The sequence below is a fragment of the Treponema zioleckii genome (genome assembly GCF_014737315.1).
Lineage (GTDB): Bacteria > Spirochaetota > Spirochaetia > Treponematales > Treponemataceae > Treponema_D > Treponema_D zioleckii.
The window spans coordinates 13,220-35,065 of record NZ_JPUF01000042.1 but is presented as its reverse complement, the minus strand read 5'-3'; the positions used below and the strand labels follow the sequence as shown (position 1 = coordinate 35,065).

16 protein-coding genes are annotated in these 21,846 nt (G+C 42.8%); 11 read left to right on the top strand and 5 right to left on the bottom strand.

Annotation, left to right across the window (positions count from 1 at the left end; genetic code table 11):
- Positions 1-17: 17 nt before the first annotated feature.
- On the bottom strand, positions 18-1,043 hold the full coding sequence (gene pta / locus JI65_RS11395) for a phosphate acetyltransferase (RefSeq protein ID WP_191016645.1): 1,026 nt from the start codon (positions 1,041-1,043) through the stop codon (positions 18-20).
- A 408-nt stretch (positions 1,044-1,451) separates the two neighbouring features.
- On the opposite strand from pta, the gene pepF reads away from it, so the two are divergent.
- From pepF to JI65_RS11380, 3 genes are all read left to right on the top strand, one after another.
- A complete protein-coding gene (gene pepF, locus JI65_RS11390) occupies positions 1,452-3,248 on the top strand; it encodes an oligoendopeptidase F (protein WP_191016642.1) in 1,797 nt (598 codons plus the stop codon).
- 54 nt (positions 3,249-3,302) lie between these two features.
- Complete coding sequence (gene add / locus JI65_RS11385) at positions 3,303-4,340, top strand: adenosine deaminase (protein ID WP_242457226.1); 1,038 nt, start codon at positions 3,303-3,305, stop codon at positions 4,338-4,340.
- 67 nt (positions 4,341-4,407) lie between these two features.
- Positions 4,408-5,301 carry a hypothetical protein gene (locus JI65_RS11380; protein ID WP_191016639.1) on the top strand — a complete coding sequence of 298 codons (894 nt, stop codon included), beginning with the start codon at positions 4,408-4,410 and terminating at the stop codon, positions 5,299-5,301.
- A gap of 131 nt (positions 5,302-5,432) precedes the next feature.
- On the opposite strand, the gene JI65_RS11375 is transcribed toward JI65_RS11380, so the two are convergent.
- The 4 genes from JI65_RS11375 to JI65_RS11360 form a co-directional block, all read right to left on the bottom strand.
- Positions 5,433-7,493: a tRNA uridine-5-carboxymethylaminomethyl modification enzyme MnmG/GidA gene (locus JI65_RS11375; RefSeq protein ID WP_191016637.1), complete on the bottom strand. Its 2,061-nt coding sequence runs from the start codon at positions 7,491-7,493 to the stop codon at positions 5,433-5,435.
- A gap of 270 nt (positions 7,494-7,763) precedes the next feature.
- Positions 7,764-8,711, bottom strand: a complete 948-nt coding sequence (locus tag JI65_RS11370; protein WP_191016635.1) for an SH3 domain-containing protein — start codon at positions 8,709-8,711, stop codon at positions 7,764-7,766.
- Positions 8,712-8,726: 15 nt separating this feature from the next.
- On the bottom strand, positions 8,727-9,521 hold the full coding sequence (locus JI65_RS11365; protein WP_191016633.1) for a hypothetical protein: 795 nt from the start codon (positions 9,519-9,521) through the stop codon (positions 8,727-8,729).
- Between the two features lie 164 nt (positions 9,522-9,685).
- The gene (locus tag JI65_RS11360; protein WP_191016630.1) at positions 9,686-10,522 is read right to left on the bottom strand and encodes an alpha/beta hydrolase; all 837 of its coding nucleotides are present in this window, start codon (positions 10,520-10,522) and stop codon (positions 9,686-9,688) included.
- 458 nt (positions 10,523-10,980) lie between these two features.
- Between JI65_RS11360 and JI65_RS11355 the strand changes: the two genes are divergently transcribed.
- The 8 genes from JI65_RS11355 to JI65_RS11320 all read left to right on the top strand — a co-directional run bounded on the left by JI65_RS11355 (position 10,981) and on the right by JI65_RS11320 (position 21,740).
- On the top strand, positions 10,981-11,691 hold the full coding sequence (locus JI65_RS11355) for a 5'-methylthioadenosine/adenosylhomocysteine nucleosidase (protein WP_191016628.1): 711 nt from the start codon (positions 10,981-10,983) through the stop codon (positions 11,689-11,691).
- A 381-nt stretch (positions 11,692-12,072) separates the two neighbouring features.
- Positions 12,073-12,546, top strand: a complete 474-nt coding sequence (locus tag JI65_RS11350) for an S-ribosylhomocysteine lyase (RefSeq protein ID WP_191016626.1) — start codon at positions 12,073-12,075, stop codon at positions 12,544-12,546.
- Positions 12,547-12,577: 31 nt separating this feature from the next.
- Positions 12,578-13,144: a hypothetical protein gene (locus JI65_RS11345; protein ID WP_191016623.1), complete on the top strand. Its 567-nt coding sequence runs from the start codon at positions 12,578-12,580 to the stop codon at positions 13,142-13,144.
- 22 nt (positions 13,145-13,166) lie between these two features.
- The gene (locus JI65_RS11340; RefSeq protein WP_191016621.1) at positions 13,167-14,795 is read left to right on the top strand and encodes a DUF1538 domain-containing protein; all 1,629 of its coding nucleotides are present in this window, start codon (positions 13,167-13,169) and stop codon (positions 14,793-14,795) included.
- The gene (locus JI65_RS11335) at positions 14,792-15,445 is read left to right on the top strand and encodes a P-II family nitrogen regulator (protein WP_191016618.1); all 654 of its coding nucleotides are present in this window, start codon (positions 14,792-14,794) and stop codon (positions 15,443-15,445) included. The genes JI65_RS11340 and JI65_RS11335 overlap by 4 nt, the downstream gene beginning before the upstream one ends.
- Before the next feature lie 2 nt (positions 15,446-15,447).
- Entirely contained in the window at positions 15,448-16,542 is a 1,095-nt protein-coding gene (locus JI65_RS11330) for a biotin--[acetyl-CoA-carboxylase] ligase (protein ID WP_191016615.1), read from the top strand.
- A gap of 151 nt (positions 16,543-16,693) precedes the next feature.
- On the top strand, positions 16,694-18,451 hold the full coding sequence (locus JI65_RS11325; RefSeq protein ID WP_191016613.1) for a hypothetical protein: 1,758 nt from the start codon (positions 16,694-16,696) through the stop codon (positions 18,449-18,451).
- Between the two features lie 283 nt (positions 18,452-18,734).
- Positions 18,735-21,740, top strand: coding sequence for a VIT domain-containing protein (locus tag JI65_RS11320; protein ID WP_191016610.1), 3,006 nt, complete (start codon positions 18,735-18,737; stop codon positions 21,738-21,740).
- Positions 21,741-21,846 lie beyond the last annotated feature (106 nt).

The window sequence follows — 21,846 nt, the reverse complement described above, 5'->3', positions numbered from 1 at the left end:
CTTTTTTGTTGCAAAACTTATGCCTGAAGAGCTGTTACTGCAACTGTGTCAACGATTTCGTCAACGTTGCATCCGCGTGAAAGGTCGTTAAGTGGCTTTGCAAATCCCTGGCAAACAGGACCGATTGCTTTCCAGCCGCCCATGCGTGCAGCGATTTTGTAACCGATGTTTCCTGCGTTGATGTTAGGGAAAATGAATGTGTTTGCGTGTCCTGCAACTGCGCTTCCCGGAGCTTTGAGTTCTCCAACTTCAGGTGCGATTGCAGCGTCAAACTGGAATTCACCATCAAGGGCAAGCTCTGGAGCTTTTTCGTGAGCGATGATTGTTGCGCGAGAAACTTTTCCAACTGTGTCGCCGTCTTTAGGGTCTGCACCGCTTCCTTTTGTTGAGAATGAAAGCATTGCAACTTTTGGCTCGATTCCTGCGATTACTTTTGCAGTGTTTGCAGAAGCGATTGCAATGTCTGCAAGCTGCTCTTCTGTTGGGTTGATGTTGATAGCACAGTCACCGAATACTGCGATTCCGTTTGGAAGATATTTGTTGCTTCCCTCTGGAGCTACCATGATAAAGCAAGAAGAAACTGTGCTGCATCCTGGAGCAGTCTTGATAACCTGCAATCCTGGGCGGAGAGTGTTTGCTGTTGAGTGGCAAGCACCAGAAACGAATCCGTCTGCGTCTCCAGCTTTAAGAATCAATGCGCCGTACATTGTATAGTCTTTGAGAGCTGCGGCTTTTGCAGCGGCAACGTCAGCGTATTCAGGAAGACCAGTTTTTTTGTTGAGTTTTCCTTCGCGAGCTTTGTACAAGATTTCTGCATATTTGTCAGCATTTGCGTCTGTCGTTGGGTCAACGATATTTACGCCAGACATATCGAAACCGAATTTTTCAATATCAGCTTTATTTCCAAGAAGTGTAATTTTAGCAATTCCTTCTTTTACGATTCTGGAAGCAGCTTCCACAACACGTTTGTCCTCACCTTCACAGAGAACGATAGTTTTACCAGCAGCCTTAGCTTTGGCACGAAGTTCGTTTACAAAATCCATTGTTTCTTCCTTAAAATTAAAATTATGTTCAAAAAGTGAACTTTTTAAATTTATCACTTTAACTGATTTTAGGGAACAAAATTCACCTTTCAATTTTTTAAGACACGGAAACGCCAGAAACTTATTTTCCGACCTAAAATTCACTTGTGCGTTTCCCGCAAGTTTTTCTAACGAAAAACTTGCGCTTTGGCGGGTGGGCTTGCAGGTGTTCACAAAGCGCGACGGCAACGGGAACCGCGTTTTGCGGCGTCAATAATTTTCCTTGCACCTTGCACCACGTGAACAAAAACGGCTTTTTACGATAGTGCAGACAATTTTTTTTACACTTACAAGTTTATATTGCGGAAGCCGTGCAATTTTTGACATTTATAGTGGTGAATTGGAAAAAACTGCGTTATAATCTGAACTATGTCTAAAAATACGATTCCTTTACGAAAAGATGTTCCAGAAAAAGATAAATGGGATTTATCTACACTTTACAAATCAGATGAAACTTGGGAAGCAGAGTTCAAAACTTTGCCGGAATACACAGAAAAACTTTTAAAACTAAAAGGAAAACTTGCTGAATCATCAGAAAATTTGCTTTCGGCATTAAAAATATTGGCAAAATTCTACGAAAAAATCGAAATGCTAGACAACTATGCCAGCCTAAAGCACGCGGCTGACGGCGGAGACAGCAAAGCCCAAAATATGGAAGGCCGGGCTTCAATGGCGTATGCAGAATTCAGCGCAAAAACATCATTCTTAGATCCAGAACTTATGGCGATTCCAGAGGAAAAAATCAACGCATGGATTGAACAGCCAGAATTCAGGGACTATAAGATTTACATAAAAAAGTCATTGCATTTTAAACCGCACACTCTGAGCGAAGCTGAAGAAAAAATTCTTTCATTACAATCAGAAAGTGCACGAACAGCCTCAAATGCATTCAGTTTGCTCACAAACGTTGATTTGCAGTTTGGCAGCATAAAAGTTGACGGCGAAGAGCAACCGCTAACGCAATCAACCTACTCTGTCTTTATGCAGAATCCAGACAGAGAAATCCGCAAAGAAGCTTACAAAAAATTCTACAAAGGCTTTGAGAACCATCAAAACACGATTGGCGCACTTTACGGCGGAAGTGTGAGTCAGGACGTTTTTATGGCACGTGCGCGAAACTACGATTCAACACTGGCAATGAGACTTTACGGCGACAACGTTCCAAAATCGGTTTACATGAATCTTATCGAAACCGTTCACAAAAATCTTCCTGCATTGCACAGATTCTATGCGCTCCGAAAACGCGTGCTCGGACTTAAAGAATTACGCCATTACGACGTTTACGTTCCGCTTGTAAAAAACGTGGAGTGCAAAACGAGCTATGAAGAAAGCGTAGAAATCTGCCGAAAAGCACTTTCGGTTCTCGGCGAAGAATACACGAACACGCTCTGCGACGGACTTTTGAACGGCTGGGTTGACCGCTACGAAAACAAGGGCAAACGCAGCGGAGCTTTCTCAAGCGGTGTATACAGGGGCTATCCTTACATCATGCTGAACTACAAGGACGACAATATTCGTGACGTGTTCACAATGGCACACGAAGGCGGCCACTCGATGCACAGCTGGTACTCAAAGAACAACAATCCGATTTTGCAGTACAACTATACGATTTTTGAAGCAGAAGTCGCATCAACCTTCAACGAGGAATTGGTTTTTGAATATCTTTTGAAAAATGCAAAAACACCGGAGATGAAAAATTATCTTCTCGCAATGCGGGCAAATGATATTTTGGCGACGCTCCACAGGCAAACGATGTTCGCAGAATTCGAACTGAAAGCTCACGAACTCGTCGAAAACGGAACGCCGCTGTCCGCAGACGTGCTCAGAAAAATCTACCGGGAACTTTTAGAGTTGTATTTTGGGCCAGACATGGTATTTGAAGAAGAAAGCGACCTTGAAGGCTTGAGAATTCCGCATTTTTACGGTGCATATTACGTTTACAAATACGCTACAGGAATTTCTGCAAGCCTCGCCCTTGCAAAACGAGTGACCCATGGCGGAGCCAAAGAAAAAGAGGATTACTTCAACTTCTTAAAATCTGGAGGAAGCCGTTACCCAATCGAGAGCTTAAAACTTGCCGGAGTTGACATGTCAAGCCCGGAGCCTGTTCAAAGCGCTCTTGATTCTTTTGAAGATTTGGTTAATCAGTTGGAGAAAACACTTTGATAAACCGATAAATATAGAGATATTGAAAAAGTATTAAATTTACGGAGACTGCCAATGATTAAAAAGCCAGATTTCTATGATTTTCTCAAAAAGATTCCAAAAGCAGAACTCCATTTGCACATTGAGGCAGTCATCTCAGAAGCAACAATAAAAAAACTCTTTTTCAAAAAAAATAACGTTGAATTCACCGACAGGGCGATGCACAATCTTTTTAGCTACGAAGATTTGAATGGCTTTATAGCGGCATACCTTCAAGTTCAGGAACTTTTTACGTCAATCGATGATTTTGATTTGATTTTTGATGACTTAAAAAACTACATTCTTGATAACGGTCTTGCATACGTTGAAGTTTTTGCGGCTCCATCGGCTTTTCTAAAAAAAGGTTTTAGCTTTTCTGAGATGGTAAAAAACTACAAAAAGAACATCCAGAAAATTAAACAGGAAACTGGCGTAACCGTAAATCTTCTTATTGATGTTTCAAGGACGTTTGGCGAAGAAAACGCACAAAAAAATCTGGATTTGGTTTTAGGCAACAGAATTCCAGAAATCATAGGAATCGGACTTGGCGGAGCAGAGACGAAAGGCCCTTCAAAAGATTTTGGGCATGTTTTTCAGCGGGCACGGGACAACAATCTTCTTACCGTTGCTCACGCTGGCGAAGACGTTGGCCCGGAATCAATTTGGGACGCAATCAATATTCTTCATGCCAAGAGAATCGGCCACGGAATTTCGGCAAAGTTTGACGAAAAATTAATGCAATATCTTGCGGACACGCAATTGCCGCTTGAAATTTGTCCGACCAGCAATGTTTTTACAAAAAAATATGTGCAAATCTACGAAGAGCATCCTATAAAAATGTTCTTCGAAAAAAATATTCTTGTAACCTTAAACACGGATGACCCGTTGTTTTTTGGAGTTTCACTCATCGATGAGTATTGGAAACTCTATACAAAGCTTCATTTTAAAAAGAATGAAATAAAACAGCTTATCCTTAACGGTTTTACGGCATCGTTCCTGACAGATGAAGAAAAAGAATCATTCAAAAATGCAGTTGAACAAACTTGGGAAAAATTTGATGCAGAATTAAGTTAATCGGTTTATAATATGTTATATTGAAAATACAAAATTATAAAACAGTTGCTAAAAGCAGGAAAATTGCATGACTAACATAGCTGATTTTATAAAAATCCAAAAAAAAGATATTCATAATCATCTTTTGCTGGGAATGCGCTATCCCTCTTACGTTCTTTGGGCCGGTTTTTACATCCCCGAAGTTTCGGAAGCGGAAAATGAAAGTATATCGAATCATCGTCAAAAAATTATTGACTATACGCACATGCGCATAACTTCAAAAAAAGACGTTCAGAATCTTTTTGCACTCTCAATTATTGAGGCGCTTGCAGATAACGTAGAGACACTTGAAGGCACAGTGAATATAAATCTTGCCGAAAAATGTGGCTCGCCGTCGGAATTTGCGCTCACAATCAATTCTTTGCTCGAAAAATATTCTGATCAGATTACGATAAAACCCGTCTTGGGCGTAAACACTGACAGCGAAACAAAATTCTTTCTGGCTGAGACATTTATTGAACGTGGGCTTTTTCACGGATTGGACATTTTTGGAAAAGACGTAATAAAAAATCCTGAAAAATACAACAACCTTTTGAGTTTTGCAAAAAGCTACAATCTTGAGACAAAAATTCATATTGAGGCTGACAGCACGCCGGACGAAATTCTAAAAATGCTCGACGTACTTTTCCCGTCACAAATTATAAATGCCGACCCTCTTGCAAAAAGCGATGAACTTTTAAAGTTTCTCTCGGACAATGACTTAAAAGTAATTATTTCGCCAACACGCATGGGCGCAACGGACAACAGCATAGAAGAAAAGGCTAAAACGCTCCGTGTTTTCTGCGAGAAAGGTATACGTTCTTACATTAGCACGGGCAATATTTTGCTGCACGACAAATCCATAAGTGCATTCGCCTCGGATTTGTGCAACACAAATATTTTCTCAAAAGACGAAATGATAGAAATTATTACCAGAGCCTAAGAAAACGCCACGAATCAACTTTGCAACTTTAAGTTTTCTTTGAACGTTTCCCGCAAGTTTTTGAAAAACGCACAAAGACTCTTTTAGTATAAAAAATTGTTTTTAGCGTTTCCAAAAACTCGCGCGTAGGCTTATTTTAGATAAACCATCAAAAGCATAATGTCGCTGTTACGGATTCCGCTTATTCGGCTTGCCTGACCAAGCGTTAGCGGGCGAACAGCTTCAAGTTTTTGACGGCTCTCAGAACTTAACGCCGGAATGCTTCCGTAGTCAAAATCAGCAGGAATATGGAATTTTTCCATTTTGTGCATTTTTGCAACGCGGGCATCTTGCTTTTCGATGTAATATTTGTATTTTGCGTCTTCCTGAGCTTCTTCCCAGACGATTGCCGAAAATCCCGGATTTTCGCTCTTTGGATTCTTCAAGAGCAATTCTGTGGCCTCGGCAACCTGCTCGTATTTAACTTTTACGGCATCAAGCTGGCTTTGAGTCTTTAAGCCAACATCAAACGCTTTTTGGGCCAAACGGCGGTCTGCCGTATCGTGGCGAAGCTTTAATCTGTATTCAGCACGAGCGGTAAACATTCGGTACGGCTCTTTTGTTCCCAAAGTGACCAAATCATCTATTAAGACACCAATATAGGCTTCGTCCCGACCAAGAATCAACGGCTGCCATTCAGGAATTTTGTGGAAGTTCTCGTTTCCGATAGACTGTTCATGCTTTTCAAGGAACTCGTTTACGAGGAGAGTCTCTTTTGCACTGATTTCAGCAAAATGTGCGATTTCTTGCTCGGTAAAACGCGCTTTAGGCTCAAAAGCACCGTCTTCGGCACTTGAAGGTGACTGCCCCATTCCACCATGAAGTTTCGCAAGCTCTCCGCAAAGATTCTTATGAGCTTTTGCGTAAAGACCTGCGTTAATTCCTGCAACAAGCCCCTGTCCAGCAGCCTCCTCGTAACCCGAAGTTCCGTTAATCTGACCGGCATCAAAAAGCCCCGCAACCCGTTTTGTCTCAAGACTCGGAAAAAGCTGCGTCGGCTCAACGTAGTCATACTCAACCGCGTAGCCTGGGCGAGAAACGTGACAGTTTTCAAAACCAGGGAGAGTACGCAAAAAGGCATCCTGAACTTCTTCCGGCAGTGAGGAAGAAAGACCGTTCAAGTAAATTTCGTCGGTAAGAAGGCTTTCTGGTTCAACAAAAAGCTGGTGCCTCTCGCGTTCTGCAAAACGCATAACTTTGTCTTCGATGCTCGGACAGTAACGAGGGCCAATACCGCTGATTTTTCCAGAGTAAAGCGGCGAGCGACCGATATTTTCGCGAATAATTTTATGAGTTTCCTGATTCGTGTAAACAACGTGGCACGGAACCATCGGGCGGTCAACAGTCTCATTCTCAAAGCTGAACGGAATCACAACGTCATCTCCGCCTTGCTCTTCAAGACGAGAAAAATCTATCGTGTGACGAAGAATTCGCGGCGGAGTTCCGGTCTTTAATCTTCCGGTAGTAAATCCCAGCCGATTGAGCGACTGCGTAAGCCCAAAAGCGGCAGACTCACCAACGCGCCCGCAAGGAGCGTCGTATTCGCCAATAAAAATTCTTCCGCCCAAAAAAGTACCCGTGGTGAGCACAACCGAACGAACAGGAATAATGCGGCCTCGCTCCGTAACAACAGCAGTGACTTTTTGCCGCTTTCCAGATTTGGCAGCATCCGTCAAAAGCGAAGTCTCGCTCTTTTCGCCCGGAATCTGACCTTTTTGAGAACTTTCAGAATCAGGCGGAAGCGGAGTCTCGCTTTCAGTCGTAAGAATATCAACTACGGTATCCATAAGAGTATAAAGATTCGGCGTAGTTTCGATTGTCTGTCGGGCAATCTGAGAATAAAGAATTTTGTCAGCCTGTGAACGTGGAGCTTGAACCGCAGGTCCGCGGCTTTTATTCAACATTCTGAACTGAATCATCGACTTGTCGATAATTTTACCCATTTCGCCACCAAGAGCATCAATTTCGCGAACAATGTTACCTTTCGCGATTCCGCCGATTGAGGGATTGCAGCTCATGCGGGCAATTGCGTCAATTGACTGTGTTATCAAAACGGTTTTAAGCCCCATCCGGGCACACGCAAGCGACGCTTCTGTTCCTGCGTGTCCGCCTCCAATTACTGCAACATCATAAAAATCATAAAATCCAGACATAGAAAAACCTAAAAAAAATACAAGAGTAATGGAGAGTATAATAAAAAAATTGAAAATTGGAAATCAACGGAAAGGGTAAAAAGTGCCATACTGAAATTATTTCAGCATCTATATTTACAGATTCCGAAGCCAAGCGCATTCGTTGTCGCACTCGCCCAAGTTCGGAATGACAATTTACGGTGGTTTCGACAAGCTCAACCACCATATACAAAGACAGCACAGATAAACAAAAAAAATCCGTATTCCATCTGTGCCAGAAAATTATGTTTTTTACTCTGCAGTCTCGTCTTCAACATCGCCTAGAAAAGCGATATATCCGCCGAAAAGCCAACCGCTAGCGCTTTCGGTTTGAATGTAATACCAATGCTCGGTAAGACCCTCGATTTTTTCGGTCTCAACGGTTCTGTACAAAGTTGCAATATGAGTTTCGCTAGGCAATTTCGTTATAACAGCCCCTTTCTGCGGTGCTGCACGAAGATTTACCATAGAACCGTCATCAGTCAATACGACGGCATTTGCTCGGGTATACGATTCGGTATTGCTTCCGTCGATGATGTTCTTCATCTTTTTGTTAACAGCTTCAACGTAATTCTTGATTTTTGAAGTCGTCTCAATGTTCATGGCAAGCTTCATAAAATTCTCTTTCATGCCCTTGTCAGTCTGTACGAACGCAAGTTCCACGAGTTGAGCCGCCTTTACGTCATTTGCGTCACTGCTTATTTTTTTAGACTGAACCCAGCGAGTCTTTAAAGTTGAATCAGCTGAATCATAAAAAGTCACCTGAGAAAAAGAAACGCCGCCTTTTTGGCTTGACTTTCCTGTTTTAAGACAGATTGTGCCGCGCGGAAGATATGCGTTTCTAAAAGAAGAAACCTGGTCTTTTGTAAAAAGTGTCGCGTCTTCGGTGATTACAATCGGATTCTCTCCAATCGCACACTCTTTTGCCGCAATAAAATATTCCTCGGACTGATAGCTGACTTTATAAAAATCCATTGCGCTGTTGCTTCGTCCGCCTGTCCAATAATAGAAGGCACTTACAGGCGTATCCGAAAGGATTTCAACTTTTGCTCCAAAAGGAATCTGCACGGCATATTCCATTCCACGAGCAGTCTGCTTCTTTAGGGAACCGTTATTGCTTCTGAGCATGTATCCGCTTTTTGCAATGGCAAAGAATCCTGTTGCCATAAAAAGAAATGCAAGTACTGTTTTTTTCATCATTCTTCAAATCTCCTCTTAGATTTCACCGCCAATAAGCTCTGAAACCTCTTCAAGAACAACAGGTTTGAGTTGGTCAGCAGGCTTTTTGCTTGCATATTCTTTGATTCTGGCCTTTGTTATCATCGTGTCGATTACGAGAGAATCGTTAGAAACCATCGGTTTTAAGACATAACGTGTAAGACCGTAAGGAGTTTTCATGTCGTAAACAACCACTTTTTCGAATTCCGCGTTTCCGGCAAAAGTTACAAGAAGCTGTCCGGCCTTAACTTTTCTTTTGTCCATCATCGCAATATCGGTCGCTGTAAAAAGATATCCGTCTTCGAGCGCAACAGAAACTTTTCCGCCCTTTGAGACGCAAGCCTTTCGTGTCCAATATTCATTTGAATCCACAAGGATTTTTACGAACCCGTATTTTGCAGAAGTTCCGTCCGAAAATCTCTGAACGGCTTCTTTTTCGATTGGTCCGCCATTTTCCATGCAGATAAGCACTGAGTCACCGGTCTCACCCTGGGCGGCAGAAACCATCACTCCATTTTTTTCAGTACAATATGTCCATCCGCTAAAAAGAACTACACCAGGAATCGTTGAAGGAACATCTGATTCTAAAACGGAATTTTCACTTTCTTCAAAAGCCTGAATCGACTCAGACTCTTGAGGAATTTCGCTCACAGCCTCCGCTACCGCACGTCCTTCATCCAAAATTTTACTCCCAACACTATTCGCAGGGGCAGAATTTTCCTTTTCTTTGCATCCGACTGCAAAAAATGCAAATAGCACTGCAAGAGATGCAATTGCTGCACTTTTCTTCATATAATCTCCTTTTGTATTTACGGGAATTTCGAGAAATTCAAGTTTTTCAAAATTCCCTTATGAGTTTCTGTCTAATTTCGCATAATACATGATTTACGAAGTCTTAGCTACAATTTCAAAACGATCCCTTGCATAATGATTGTGTCAAAAGTGAAAGTTATACACTACAACGCTGTTTCAAGCCAATTTGCAAAAAGTTCAGGCCAAACCGCGCACTGTTTTTCGACAGTCTCGCCGTTAGGCTTGGAAGTTTCGTCAGTGGCAAGAGAAAGTCCGTGGATTCCTTTTGAGAAAAGATGATACTCAAAAGGAATTCCAGCTGAACGCAATGCGTTTGCGAAGAACATTGAATTTTCAGCAGGAACAGATTCATCCTCGTTTGTGTGCCAAATGAAAGTCGGCGGAACATCTTTTGAAACATGATTTTCAAGGCTTACAAAATCGCGCTCATCCTCGCATCCAGGCCCAAGAACGTTTCTAATCGAAGCCTCGTGACAATAACGAACGTCCGCAGTAATTACAGGATAAGAAAGCAAGAGCGCATTCGGCTTTGTTTCGAGAGGCTTATACGGCAAAAGCTCCTGCAAAAGCCCGGCATTCCAATAGCAACCTAAAGTCGCCGCAAGGTGACCGCCAGCACTAAATCCGGCGGCAATAATTTTATTCGGGTCAACGTGCCACTCGCCAGCCTTTTTTCTGGCAAGAACAATCGCCTCGGCAAGGTCACAAAGACTTGCAGGAAATTCCATTGGGGCAAGCGAGTAATTCAGGATTATCGCCTGAAATCCGAGCGAATTCATTTTTATGGCCACAGCCTCGCTCTCGCGCACTGAAAGATGCTCGTAACCGCCTCCCGGACAAATCACAACGAGCGGGCGCAGGCGGTTCGGATCCAAGTTCTCGTAATTATCAAGAAGATATGTGGTAATAAACGGTTTTTGATTTGAATTTGAAATTTTTCCTTTATAGTTTACAGGCAAATCGATTCTTTCGTGCAGCATGCAAGTCTCCTTGTAAAATTAGGTCACGGTCGGCTCAAAAAGTTTTTTAGAACCTTCCATTATAAAAATTTAAAATCACCCTATTCTATTTAAAAATCGGATAATATGGATAAGTTCTGAGAAAAAAACATGACTATAACACAATATTCGTTTAAGATTAAATTTAAAACTCTAAAATGTGAAGGAAAATATTAAATGAATCTAAAAGAAAAGTGGTTTAAAAGTGAAAAGTCCCGCTTAAAGGAGGAGAAACTGCGGGACTTTTCTAAGGGGCTATGAACAACGTTCATAACCAAACTTTCTTTCTTGCTGCTGAGAAATATACTAGACTAAAGGAAAAAATTAATCAATACTTTTTGATAGAAAATCTTTGAAAATTTTACGTTTTTCTTGAAATTCTAACGAAAAATACTGAAAACTTTGCAAAAACTGCAATAAAAAACAAGGAGTCACATAAAATGAAAAGAATTGGAATTATCGGTGCAATGGACGAAGAAGTTTCGTTCCTTAAATCAATTGCTGAAAACAAAACTGAAAAAGACGGTTTTGTGTCAGGAACCATCAACGGAACGGAAGTAGTTATTGTTATGAGCGGAATCGGAAAGGTGAACGCGGCACTTTGCGCACAACGACTTATCCTCGAATTTGGGGTTACGCACGTAATCAACACAGGAATTGCAGGAGCGGCGGCGCACGGGCTTACGGTGCTCGACATGGTTGCCTCTACAGATGCGGTTTACCACGATTTTGACGTTACAGGTTTTGGCTACAAACCAACTGTAATTCCTCGCATGGAAACAAGTGAATTCAAAGCGGACGAAAAAATGCTCAAGGCTGCTGAAAAAGCATTTGCAGAACTAAAAGACACCGACGACTTTAAGGGGCACAAACTCATTTCGGGAAGAATCGCAAGCGGAGACCAGTTCATTTCGAACAAGCAGGTAAAAAATCACATCATAGAAATTTGCAATCCAGCCTGCGTCGAAATGGAAGGAGCGGCAATTGCACACGCATGTTTTTTGAACAAAACACCGTTCCTTATTTTAAGGTGCATGAGCGACTGCGCGGACGACGGCGAAGAGTCAACTTACGATTTTAACGACAAAATCGCTGCGAATATGAGTGCAAAACTCGTTCAAAAGCTCATCAGCGGTGCAAGTGCATTATAAACTTGCCGGTGTAAAAATCTGGAGTTCGTCACAGATAGTCCGCATTATAAACTTGTAAATGTAAAAATTGTCTGCACTACCGCAAAAAATGTTTTTGTTCACGAGGTGCAAGGCGCAAAGAAAATTATTGACGCCGCTTCGCGGCTCACCTTGCAAACGTTCACAAAAGCCATTTTTTGCTCTCGTTCCGACAATTTTCTGTACACTTACCCATAATGAAGGAATACTTACCGACAGAACAGATTTTTGGCCGGGACTTCATAAGGAAACCTTAAAAAACATCCAAATTTTAAGTTTTTCGAGCTGCCCTTAATACCCTTGCCCTGAGGTTTGCAGGGGTTTTAAAATGGGGTAAAATTAAAGACAGGAGAAATAAGAAACATGGAACTTAAAACATACAAAGTTGACAGCTTTAATCTTGACCACACAAAAGTAGTCGCTCCGTTCGTGCGGCTTGCGGCTAAAAAACAAGGCGAAAAAGGCGACATCGTTACCAAGTTCGACATTCGAATCTGCCAGCCGAACAAAGAATTCATGCCGACCGGGGCAATCCACACAATCGAGCACATCGTTGCCGAATACATTCGTGACGAGATTGACGGCGTAATTGATTTTAGTCCGATGGGCTGCCGAACAGGATTCTATTTTACGGTATGGGGAGACAGAGACGAAGAATTCATCGCGAAGCACTTGCTCCCGGTTTTTAAGAAAGTTATTGACTGGGAAGGCGAAATTCCGGCTGCAAACGAAATTCAGTGCGGAAACTTTCGTGACATGGATTTGGAAGGCGCAAAAAAATACGCCAAACAGTGGGTTGACGGAATAGAGTCAAAAGGCTGGAAGTGCTACAAATAGCACGATATAAGGAGAGACGGACAGAATCAAAATGAAGAAAAAAATTCGGGAAATTGTAAAATCAAAAAGAACGGCGGGAAAAGTTTTAATCCTTCTGAGTTTGATTTTAATCCTTGCCATGCTAACAATTTTCCTCATGCTTTCGCAAGAGTTTTCTGATTCTGCAAGAATCACTCTTTGCTCGGCAACGGGGGCTGCGATACTGCTTGCAGGCACGGCGATTTTTCTCATTTTGATTCCAGTTTCAAAATCATCACAAAACAAAAATTCAGAAGAAATAAAAAACACTTTCTGGTTTTTCAAAGATTTTGGATACGCAGCGGCAAATGCGGGTTACGACAAAAAAGCAAAAGTAGTTTACCAAATTTTTACAAATCCAGAATCATTTGACGCAAAAATTTACAAGACTGCCGAAAAAACATTTTTCATCTGCTTTAAAATCGGCTCGGTTTGGGTCTCAATGGCAGATGCCGAAAAATATCTTTGCTCCGAAATCACCGAAGAAGCCCGAAAAATTATGACGCTGAAAGAACACATCGAATTCGTTCTGGACGATTTAAAAGATAGAAAAAATTTTATAGAATCAACAGTAATTTGACAAAAATTGGAGCATACAGTCAATGAACCTATACCAAAAATTCCGGGAAACCGTAGCCTCGGTTCTTCCCGTGATGATTATCGTGTTTGCTCTGGGAATCACGATTGCGCCTCTTGGTTTTGAACTTCTTGCAAGGTTCGTAACAGGCGGAATTCTCGTGATTTTTGGGCTGACTTTTTTTCTTCTCGGAGTTGACATTGGAATTCTGCCGATTGGCGAGCGAAGCGGTGCGGCATTGACCTCGAAGCGAAGCCTTCCCCTGCTTTTGGGGGCAGCGTTCTTCATTGGATTTATGATTACGATTGCAGAACCGGACGTTCAGGTTCTTGCCGACCAAATAAAAGGAATAAATCCGGGCGTGTCAAAATGGGGCCTGATTTTTTTTATAGCGGCCGGAGTCGGGCTTTTTGTGTCATTCGGAATTTTACGCACGATGCTTTCAGTCCCGCTCAAATTTCTTCTGATTATCGCTTACGTTGCAGTTTTTATTCTTGCGTACTTTACCCCGGCAGAATTTCAAGGGGTTTCTTTTGATTCTGGCGGAGCCACCACCGGACCTATGACAGTGCCGTTCATCATGGCACTGGGCGTTGGCGTTGCGGCGGTTCGCTCAAAAACTTCAAAGCACACGAAAGGCGGTTCTGAAACTTCTTCCGACGATGCGTTCGGTCTTACGGGAATCGCCTCAATCGGGCCTATAGCGGCGGTGTGCGTGTTCGGCATTCTTTTTGGGAACAGCGGGCACGAGGCGGCCTCAAAAGTGAACGAAATCGTTGCGGAAAATCCAGAATCGGCAGCATCAATCCTGAATCTCGGAATTTTTTTTGAAATTCTCCCGGACATAATTTTTGAAGTTCTTCGGGCGTTGGCACCGCTCGTCCTCATGGCAATCATCTTTCAGATTTTTCTCATAAAAATGCCTCCGTTCCAGGTTATCCGAATGGCACGCGGTCTTATTTTGAGTTTTATCGGGCTAGTGATTTTTTTGACGGGGGCAAAGGGCGGATTCATGCCGGCGGGCGAAAAACTCGGCGAGATTCTTGGCGCGTTCGCAATCAGCGGTGACAAAATCGTAAAAGTCTTTAACATGGCAGGCGAAGTTACAAGCTCGCTGAACATTCCGGGAATCGTTGAAATCATTGCGCTTTTGATTATAGGCTGCATTTTTGGCGCGGTAGTCGTTTGCGCGGAGCCTGCGGTTTGGGTTCTTACAGAACAGGTCGAAGGCGTTTCGGGTGGCACAATAAAGCGAAAAGTCATGCTTGCGGCTCTGAGCGCGGGCGTGGCAATTTCCATCGGCATTTCAATGGCACGCGTGTTATTCAGGTTCAGCCTGTGGTACATTCTGATTCCCGGCTACGCGGTGGCACTGATTCTTACGCTTTTCTGCCCAAAATTATTCACGGGAATCGCGTTCGATTCGGGCGGCGTGGCATCAGGTCCAATGACGAGCACATTCATTCTCTCGTTCACGCTGGGAGCCTCAAACGCCAGTGGCGGAAATCCGGCCGTGGACGCGTTCGGAGTAATCGCACTTGTCGCAATGACTCCTTTAATCGCGATTCAGATTCTTGGAATCATCTTTAAAATCAAAACTGAGCTTAACGCAAAGCAACTTGAAAATTCTCAGGAAAACGAGGGGGAAAAATGAGCAAACTAAAACTTTTAATCAGCGTAGTGCCTCACGACAAGGGCGAAAAACTCACCCGCTCGGCAATGGAATCTGGTTGCGGCGGAGGAACGGTCCTTTTGGGACGAGGACTTGCAAAATCAAATCTTGCAGCAATTTTGGGACTTGGAGAAAGTTCAAAAGACGTGATTCTTATGATTGTTAGCGAAAGTTCAAGAAGTGCGATTGCCCGCGCCATAAAACTTGCGACCAGCCACGAGAAAAAAGGTTTCGGAGAATTGTTCTCGTGCGACATCGGGGATTTTTTTAGGCTCGGAAGCGACGAAAAAACCGAAGGAAGGGAGAATCAAAAAAAGGAGAATTGTATGAACGAAATGATTACCGTAATCGTGAACAAAGGATACGCCGATGACGTAATGGCAGCTGCACGAAGCGCGGGAGCCACCGGAGGAACCGTCGTAAACGCAAGGGGAACAGCCCGCGAAACCGACGAAAGATTTTTTGGAATGCACATCGTTCCAGAAAAAGAAATGCTAATAATGCTAGTTTCCTCAGACAAAAAAGATGCAGTAATGAACTCGATTCATCAATTGAAGTGCCTAAAAGAGCCTGGCATGGGAATTGCTTACTCTTGCGGCGTAGAAAATTTTTCACTTTTGGGTAAAAAATAAAAATGGCGAATACAAAAGAAAAGATTCTTGATTTTTTGAATGACGAAAATTTTATTTCAGGCGAATCTCTCGCAGAAAAATGTGCGGTCAGCCGAACGGCAATCCACAAAGCAATCAGCGCACTCCGGGAAGACGGCTATCAAATTGAAGCCGTTACGAACAAAGGCTATAAAATTACGAGCGTTCCAGACAAAATTGATGAAAGCGAAATTTTGCGATTTTTGGACGATTTAGGAACTTCAGGCATAAAAGTCCACACATTCACCACGATTGACTCAACGAACACCGAGGCAATGCGGCGGGCAACGGCAACAGGCGCATTCCGCGACGAAAAAGGCTCGCTCACCAACGGCGGCGAAAAACTGCACAAGGCACTTTTTGTGAGCGGCGAGCAAACTGCGGGCAAAGGCCGACTCGGAAGAACGTTCGTTTCCCCGCCGAATGCCGGGGTTTACTTTTCTTTTGTGTTCTCGCCGAAGAACGGCGTAAAAAATCCTGCGCTTTTAACGTCGGCGGCGGCAGTAGCCGTGGCAAAATCCATTAACGAGCTTTACTGCGAAAAAAAAGAACTTTGCGGAATAAAATGGGTGAATGACGTTTTTTTTGCCGAAAAAAAAATCACAGGAATTCTCACCGAAGGCATAACGAATTTTGAAAGCGGAACAATCGAAGCCGCAATCGTCGGAATCGGAATCAACGTGCGTCCAGCGGGGTTAACTGGCGATTTGGCAAAAATCGTTGGAAACATTGAGGAAGGACTTTTGGCGAATAATCTTCCAAAGCGCAAAATCGTACGGAACGAACTTGTGGCACACGTAATTCACTATCTTACGCTGTATTACGAAGCCTTTGAGCAGAGCGAAAGCGAACAAAGCAAATTGCTGATTAGCGAAATGATGGACTTTTACAAAAAAAACTCGATTCTAATCGGCAAAACGCTAAAAGTGAATCCGACTGCGGGTATAAATCAGGAAGGCTACATGGCAACCGTAAAAGATATTACAAAAGACGCGGAACTGGTTGTTGAACTCGAAAACGGCGAAAGAAAGATTCTCCACTCTGGCGAAGTTTCCCTGCACTCTTACGACTTTGTTTGATTCATGATTCTTAATTGTAGAAAAATCTGTACTAGGGTGTTATAATTTAAGAATCTGTTAAAGTAAAAATTATGGGCAAGGTTATCTCTAAAAATTGAATTTTTTAGAGATTCCAGTATTGATACGACCCCCTCGCTTTTTAGGAGACTATATGACTAACGATTCTGATTTGGACCCGACAATTGCCGCAATGCTTGCGGACGTAAACGATTCAAAGCCCGGCAATCTTCCTTCACTAAATGACGACTTTTCAATTCCAGAGACAAATTTTCAGGATGACATTCCTGCCAAAGCAAACGGCGGAAACTCAGGCACACAAAAAGCCTACACAGCTGAGCCGCATAAAGTTGACACCCGCCGAAAAAAGATTTTTGAAGTCGAAAAATTTTTTGAAGATGACCCAAGTCAAGTTTTTGACGATAAATCTTACTACAAAATCGCGCTCACAGGCGAAGGAAATCAGGCGCAACGAGTTCATCAATTGCTTTCAAAATACCTTACCTGCGAAGACCCAAAAGAGCGCGTAGTTTACCGACAGCAAATCATCAACGCGTGGTGGGAACTTTTGCGAGGAATGTCTGAAAAAGTCACAGAATCAGGCTTCCCGGAACCAAAACGAATGCTCATCCGTTTTGGAGTAATCTTGCCGTCTTTGTTCACCGCAGAGCAAAAAGATTTGTTCGCGCGCTCAATTCTAAACAACGAAACTGGCGAGCCTGTTTATTACCTTGACGAATGGCTCAAAGAAATCGCGCGAGGAAGAATCATTCCGTCGGCAACGGACGAAAAAGCTGTTCGCCACACGGCTTCCAGTGGCGTTAACCAGGAACAGCAGAGACTTATGCAGCTCAAAGCCAAAAATGACGGACGAATGCAGACTGCAGAAGGCTTTGCCAACACAAAAGAGGCCGAGCGCCAAATGGCAGAGGCTGAGCTTAAAAACCGAATCGACGCACTCTGCGAACACGAAAAGGTAATTGGTCTTGAATCATTCAGAATGGCATACACAGAAGGTCAAAAATCACTCTTTGCCGAAATTTTTGAACGACTGAGGAACTTGCAGAAAATCGACAAGGCACTTGCAGGCTACTTGCACGAACTTGAAGAAGCCAGAGAAGTGGGAATTTCCCTCGAACAAAAAATGATTGATGTGCCTCAGACACAAACAGTTTTCTCGGAGAACATCTCTGGCGAATTCGGAACAATACGACAGATGGCAAAAATGGCTTGCGGACGACGCGGAAACCCGTTCCCGGTATTCTCCCGCGAGTTCTACCACTGTACGCCAAACGGAACAGGATTCCGAGAGCAAGTCGTAGACATTCTCCGCTGGATTGAGATGAACGACCGCACGGCATTCCAAAAACGCGCAAAAGGAGTTCCAGTCCGCATTCTTCCGTTCGTAATCCTCATTCCGAGCTATGGAGACTTTGGATTCTGCTGGCAACCTTTCGAACGACTCAACCGCGCTATGAGCCGAGGACGACTTGTAATCCCAATGTACCCGCGAAACCTCAAAATCGCGATTCTTATGGCAGTTGCCGATTATCGCTGGCAGTACGCAAAAGAAAAAGCCGTGGACTGGACAGACCCACAGGACGGAATCACGGGCCAATACTATCAGTACATTGAATCACAAAAAATAAAAGGCGACTTAAAGGCTATGTTCATTGCGGACTACGTAACCTGGATGACAAAAGAAATCGAAGGAACCCAGATTATGTCAAAAGAGCTTCGGGGAATTTTCTGGCGAAGCATTCCGTTCTGCAAAGAACGACGCGAAATGCTCAGCAAACGAAGCATGGTTTACCAGGATTTGTACAAAAAAGATTCTGTCCGAATGTCGTCACTTTCAAAAGCCGAAATCGAAGACATCAAGGCAAACGAAACTCCATACGACGAACTTTAGTCAATTGATGGCCCAAAAATCTGAATTTTTTGGATTTATATTAGGAAAATCCCGCGCTTGTCGCGGGATTTTTTTTAATGAATAAGGAACGATGAATCTGAAAATTGAAAATGAACTTCAAAATCCAAAGTGCGGATGCTTAAACGAGTTCTGCATGACGGGGAAAACAAAGTCCGTATCCGTATTATAAATCACCTGCAATTTTTATTTTTTAAGAAGACTTAAAGTAACCATCATCATTAACAAAATGTTTTTTCTACACGAACAACAAACAGGAGGAATCATGAAAAAAACTCTTCAAATCATTTTTGCAGGAATTTTATTCACGTCGGTTTTTAACGGATTTTCCCAAGAAAACCGGCTAATAAAAATGAACATAAAAGATTCAAAAAACGCGGATTCAGTAAAAATCAGCGAGATTTCGGCGAACGTTCAGATTTTGGGAAACATCGCCAAAACCACCCTAGATTTGATTTTTGAGAATTCAAGTGACAGAATTCTGGAAGGCGAATTTGAATTTCCCCTCGGCGAAAACGAGACGGTTTCGGGCTACGCCCTAGACATAAACGGCAAAATGCGTAAAGGCGTGGTCGTGGAAAAGGATAAGGGGCACGAAGTTTTTGAGTCAATCGTGCGGAAAAACGTTGACCCCGGCCTCGTCGAAATGACGGCGGGAAACAATTTTAAAACCCGCGTCTATCCCCTTCCCGCTCACGGAAACCGCCATGTGCAAATCACATACGAAAGCTGCGTAGAAAAAACTTACACGCTTCCAATTCTTACGAACGAAACGCTAAAAAAGTTCAGCTTTAAGATTTTGATTACTGACAGCCTTAAAAAAATCGACGGCAAAAAAGACATTCTTTCGCTTTCGGATTTGAACACTGGCGAAAGCGGAAATTTTTCTTTTGAAAACTACAAAATGGAAAAGCCCGTAATAATCGAAATTCCAGAAAAATACTACGAAAAAGAAAAAATCTACACGGAGACACTCGGAAAAGACACGTATTTTTACATTTTTACGAAAGTTCCAAAGCACGACAGAATCGAAAAAAAACTGCCTTCAAAACTTTCGGTGTATTTTGACGTTTCTTCGTCAGCAAAAAACAGAAACCTCAAAAAAGAGGCAGAACTAATTTCGCTGTATGCAAAAAAAATTCTTTTAGAAAAAAAGTCACTCGAAATCAACGTGGTAACGTTCAGCAACAAAATCCACGGGACTAAAAACTTTGCAATAAAATCTGAAAGTGAACTTAAAAATCTCACAGACTATTTGCAAAATCAGCAGTTTGACGGTGCGACCAATTTTGATTTTTTAAACGAAATTCAGAATGAAGATGAAATTCTTCTGCTCACCGACGGAATAGAAAACTGGCAAAACCAAGCAAAAAATGTTGGTGCGCAAAAAAAGAAGCCTTCAACCTTGCCGAAAATCTATCCAATCAACTCGGCTTCCAGCGCAGACCATGCTTTTCTTCAAAAAATCGCTTCGGATTCCGGAGCAGTTTACATCAATTTAAATTCAAAATCCGCAGAGGATTCTGTACAAGACTTGCTCCACGAAAATTTTAGGCTCATCGGAGCGGATTACGACGCAAAAAAAATCTCGGAAGTTTACCCGAAAAATCAAGTGATTTTGGGAGACTCGATTGCGGTTGCAGGAATTCTGAACAAAAAATCTGGAGAAATCGAACTTAAATTTGGTTACGGAAATAAAGTTCAAGACACGCTAAAAGTGAATTTAAGCGCAGTAAAAACAGAAAAAAATCAGAACGCGGATGCAAAAAACATTCAGCGGATTTGGGCACAGCTAAAAATCGCCTTCCTGAACACGGACTACGCAAAAAATCAGAATGAAATTACGGCTCTCGCAAAAAAATTCGGAATCGTAACAAGAGACACGTCGCTCATCGTTTTGGACAGCGTTTACGATTACATTCGCTACGAAATTGAGCCGCCTGAGGATTTACGCGAAGAATTCGACAAAATTATGGCAGGCAGGCCGCAGACAAAAATCAGCGCGCCTGACGACAATCTTGATTTTGTTTACCGCGAATTCAAAAAATTCAAGGAATGGTGGGAAAAAGCTCCGGAAGATTTTGCAAAAATCCGTCCAATCAAGGAAAAATCTGTAGGCGCCGCCCGACTTATGACCGACCATGCAATGGTGCAAGAATCGGCGGCCTCCGCCAACGAAATTACAGACGAATTTTTTGGAAGCGAAACAGCCTTTGCTGCCGAGGAAGAAGCAATGCCGGTCCAGAGTCAGCGACTCGAAAAACGGGCAGACGTTACGGCTTCAAAAGCACTTTCACGCGAAGCAGCCCCTGCAATGGCAGCCGAGCCAAATTCTGGCAGCAATGAGGAAAGCGCAAGCAACGATGAACGAAAAATCCAGCTACAGGCATGGAGCAGCAATGCGGACTACATTTCTCTTCTCAAGCAAACTCCAGAAAATGAAATGTACAAAAAATATCTTGAGCTAAAAAAGAACTACGAAACTTCCCCGGCATTCTACATGGAAGTTTCGGACTATTTTATGAGCGAGGAGTTAAAGGAAGAATCTTTACGAATTCTTTCGAACCTTGCGGAATTGAACTTGGAAAATTCTGACATTCTTCGGGCGCTCGGAAATAAACTTGTCGAACAAAAACAATACGATTTGGCCGTCTCGGTCTTTGAAAAACTTGTAAAAATCCGACCAGAAATTCCTCAGTTCTACCGAGATTTGGCTTTGGCAGCAAACATGGCAGGAAACAAACAACTTGCCGTTGATACGCTCTGGCTTGTCGTAAGAAAAAACTGGGACTCAAGATTCCAAGAGATTCAGCAGATTGCCTTGAATGACATGAATTCGATTATTGCACTCGCGGGTAAAAAAGAGCTTGACCTTTCTAAAATCGACAAGCGGTTTATCAAGAATTTTGACGTTGACCTTAGAATCGTGCTCACCTGGAACACGGACGACTGCGACATTGACATGTGGGTTACTGACAGCGACAAAGAAAAATGCTATTACGCCCACAAACTCACAAAACGTGGCGGAAGAATGTCGCGCGACTTTACGCAGGGATACGGGCCTGAAGAATTCTGCATCAAAAAAGCTGGCGAAGGCGCGTTCAAAATTGAGGCGCATTATTTTGGAAATCATCAGCAGAAAATGCTGCAGCCGGTTATCGTTCAGGCGGAAGTTTACACGAACTTTGGAAGGAAAAACCAAAAACGGGAAGTGCTCACGCTGCAACTAGACAAGCAAAAGTCGGTCTTCCTCATCGGAGAAATTAAATAAAAAGGAAACGCTGCAAGTTGGCTCTAGGGCTTAAAGTTCACTTTTAGCGTTTCCCGCGAGTTTTCGAAAACGATAAAGTTTTATTTTTCGACCATAAAGTTAACTT

What these genes read in the sequence shown, in the direction of transcription:
- pta (WP_191016645.1), bottom strand. Translation starts at nt 1,043, where the DNA reads ATGGATTTTGTAAACGAACTTCGTGCCAAAGCTAAGGCTGCTGGTAAA.
- pepF (WP_191016642.1), top strand. Translation starts at nt 1,452, where the DNA reads ATGTCTAAAAATACGATTCCTTTACGAAAAGATGTTCCAGAAAAAGAT.
- add (WP_242457226.1), top strand. Translation starts at nt 3,303, where the DNA reads ATGATTAAAAAGCCAGATTTCTATGATTTTCTCAAAAAGATTCCAAAA.
- JI65_RS11380 (WP_191016639.1), top strand. Translation starts at nt 4,408, where the DNA reads ATGACTAACATAGCTGATTTTATAAAAATCCAAAAAAAAGATATTCAT.
- JI65_RS11375 (WP_191016637.1), bottom strand. Translation starts at nt 7,493, where the DNA reads ATGTCTGGATTTTATGATTTTTATGATGTTGCAGTAATTGGAGGCGGA.
- JI65_RS11370 (WP_191016635.1), bottom strand. Translation starts at nt 8,711, where the DNA reads ATGATGAAAAAAACAGTACTTGCATTTCTTTTTATGGCAACAGGATTC.
- JI65_RS11365 (WP_191016633.1), bottom strand. Translation starts at nt 9,521, where the DNA reads ATGAAGAAAAGTGCAGCAATTGCATCTCTTGCAGTGCTATTTGCATTT.
- JI65_RS11360 (WP_191016630.1), bottom strand. Translation starts at nt 10,522, where the DNA reads ATGCTGCACGAAAGAATCGATTTGCCTGTAAACTATAAAGGAAAAATT.
- JI65_RS11355 (WP_191016628.1), top strand. Translation starts at nt 10,981, where the DNA reads ATGAAAAGAATTGGAATTATCGGTGCAATGGACGAAGAAGTTTCGTTC.
- JI65_RS11350 (WP_191016626.1), top strand. Translation starts at nt 12,073, where the DNA reads ATGGAACTTAAAACATACAAAGTTGACAGCTTTAATCTTGACCACACA.
- JI65_RS11345 (WP_191016623.1), top strand. Translation starts at nt 12,578, where the DNA reads ATGAAGAAAAAAATTCGGGAAATTGTAAAATCAAAAAGAACGGCGGGA.
- JI65_RS11340 (WP_191016621.1), top strand. Translation starts at nt 13,167, where the DNA reads ATGAACCTATACCAAAAATTCCGGGAAACCGTAGCCTCGGTTCTTCCC.
- JI65_RS11335 (WP_191016618.1), top strand. Translation starts at nt 14,792, where the DNA reads ATGAGCAAACTAAAACTTTTAATCAGCGTAGTGCCTCACGACAAGGGC.
- JI65_RS11330 (WP_191016615.1), top strand. Translation starts at nt 15,448, where the DNA reads ATGGCGAATACAAAAGAAAAGATTCTTGATTTTTTGAATGACGAAAAT.
- JI65_RS11325 (WP_191016613.1), top strand. Translation starts at nt 16,694, where the DNA reads ATGACTAACGATTCTGATTTGGACCCGACAATTGCCGCAATGCTTGCG.
- JI65_RS11320 (WP_191016610.1), top strand. Translation starts at nt 18,735, where the DNA reads ATGAAAAAAACTCTTCAAATCATTTTTGCAGGAATTTTATTCACGTCG.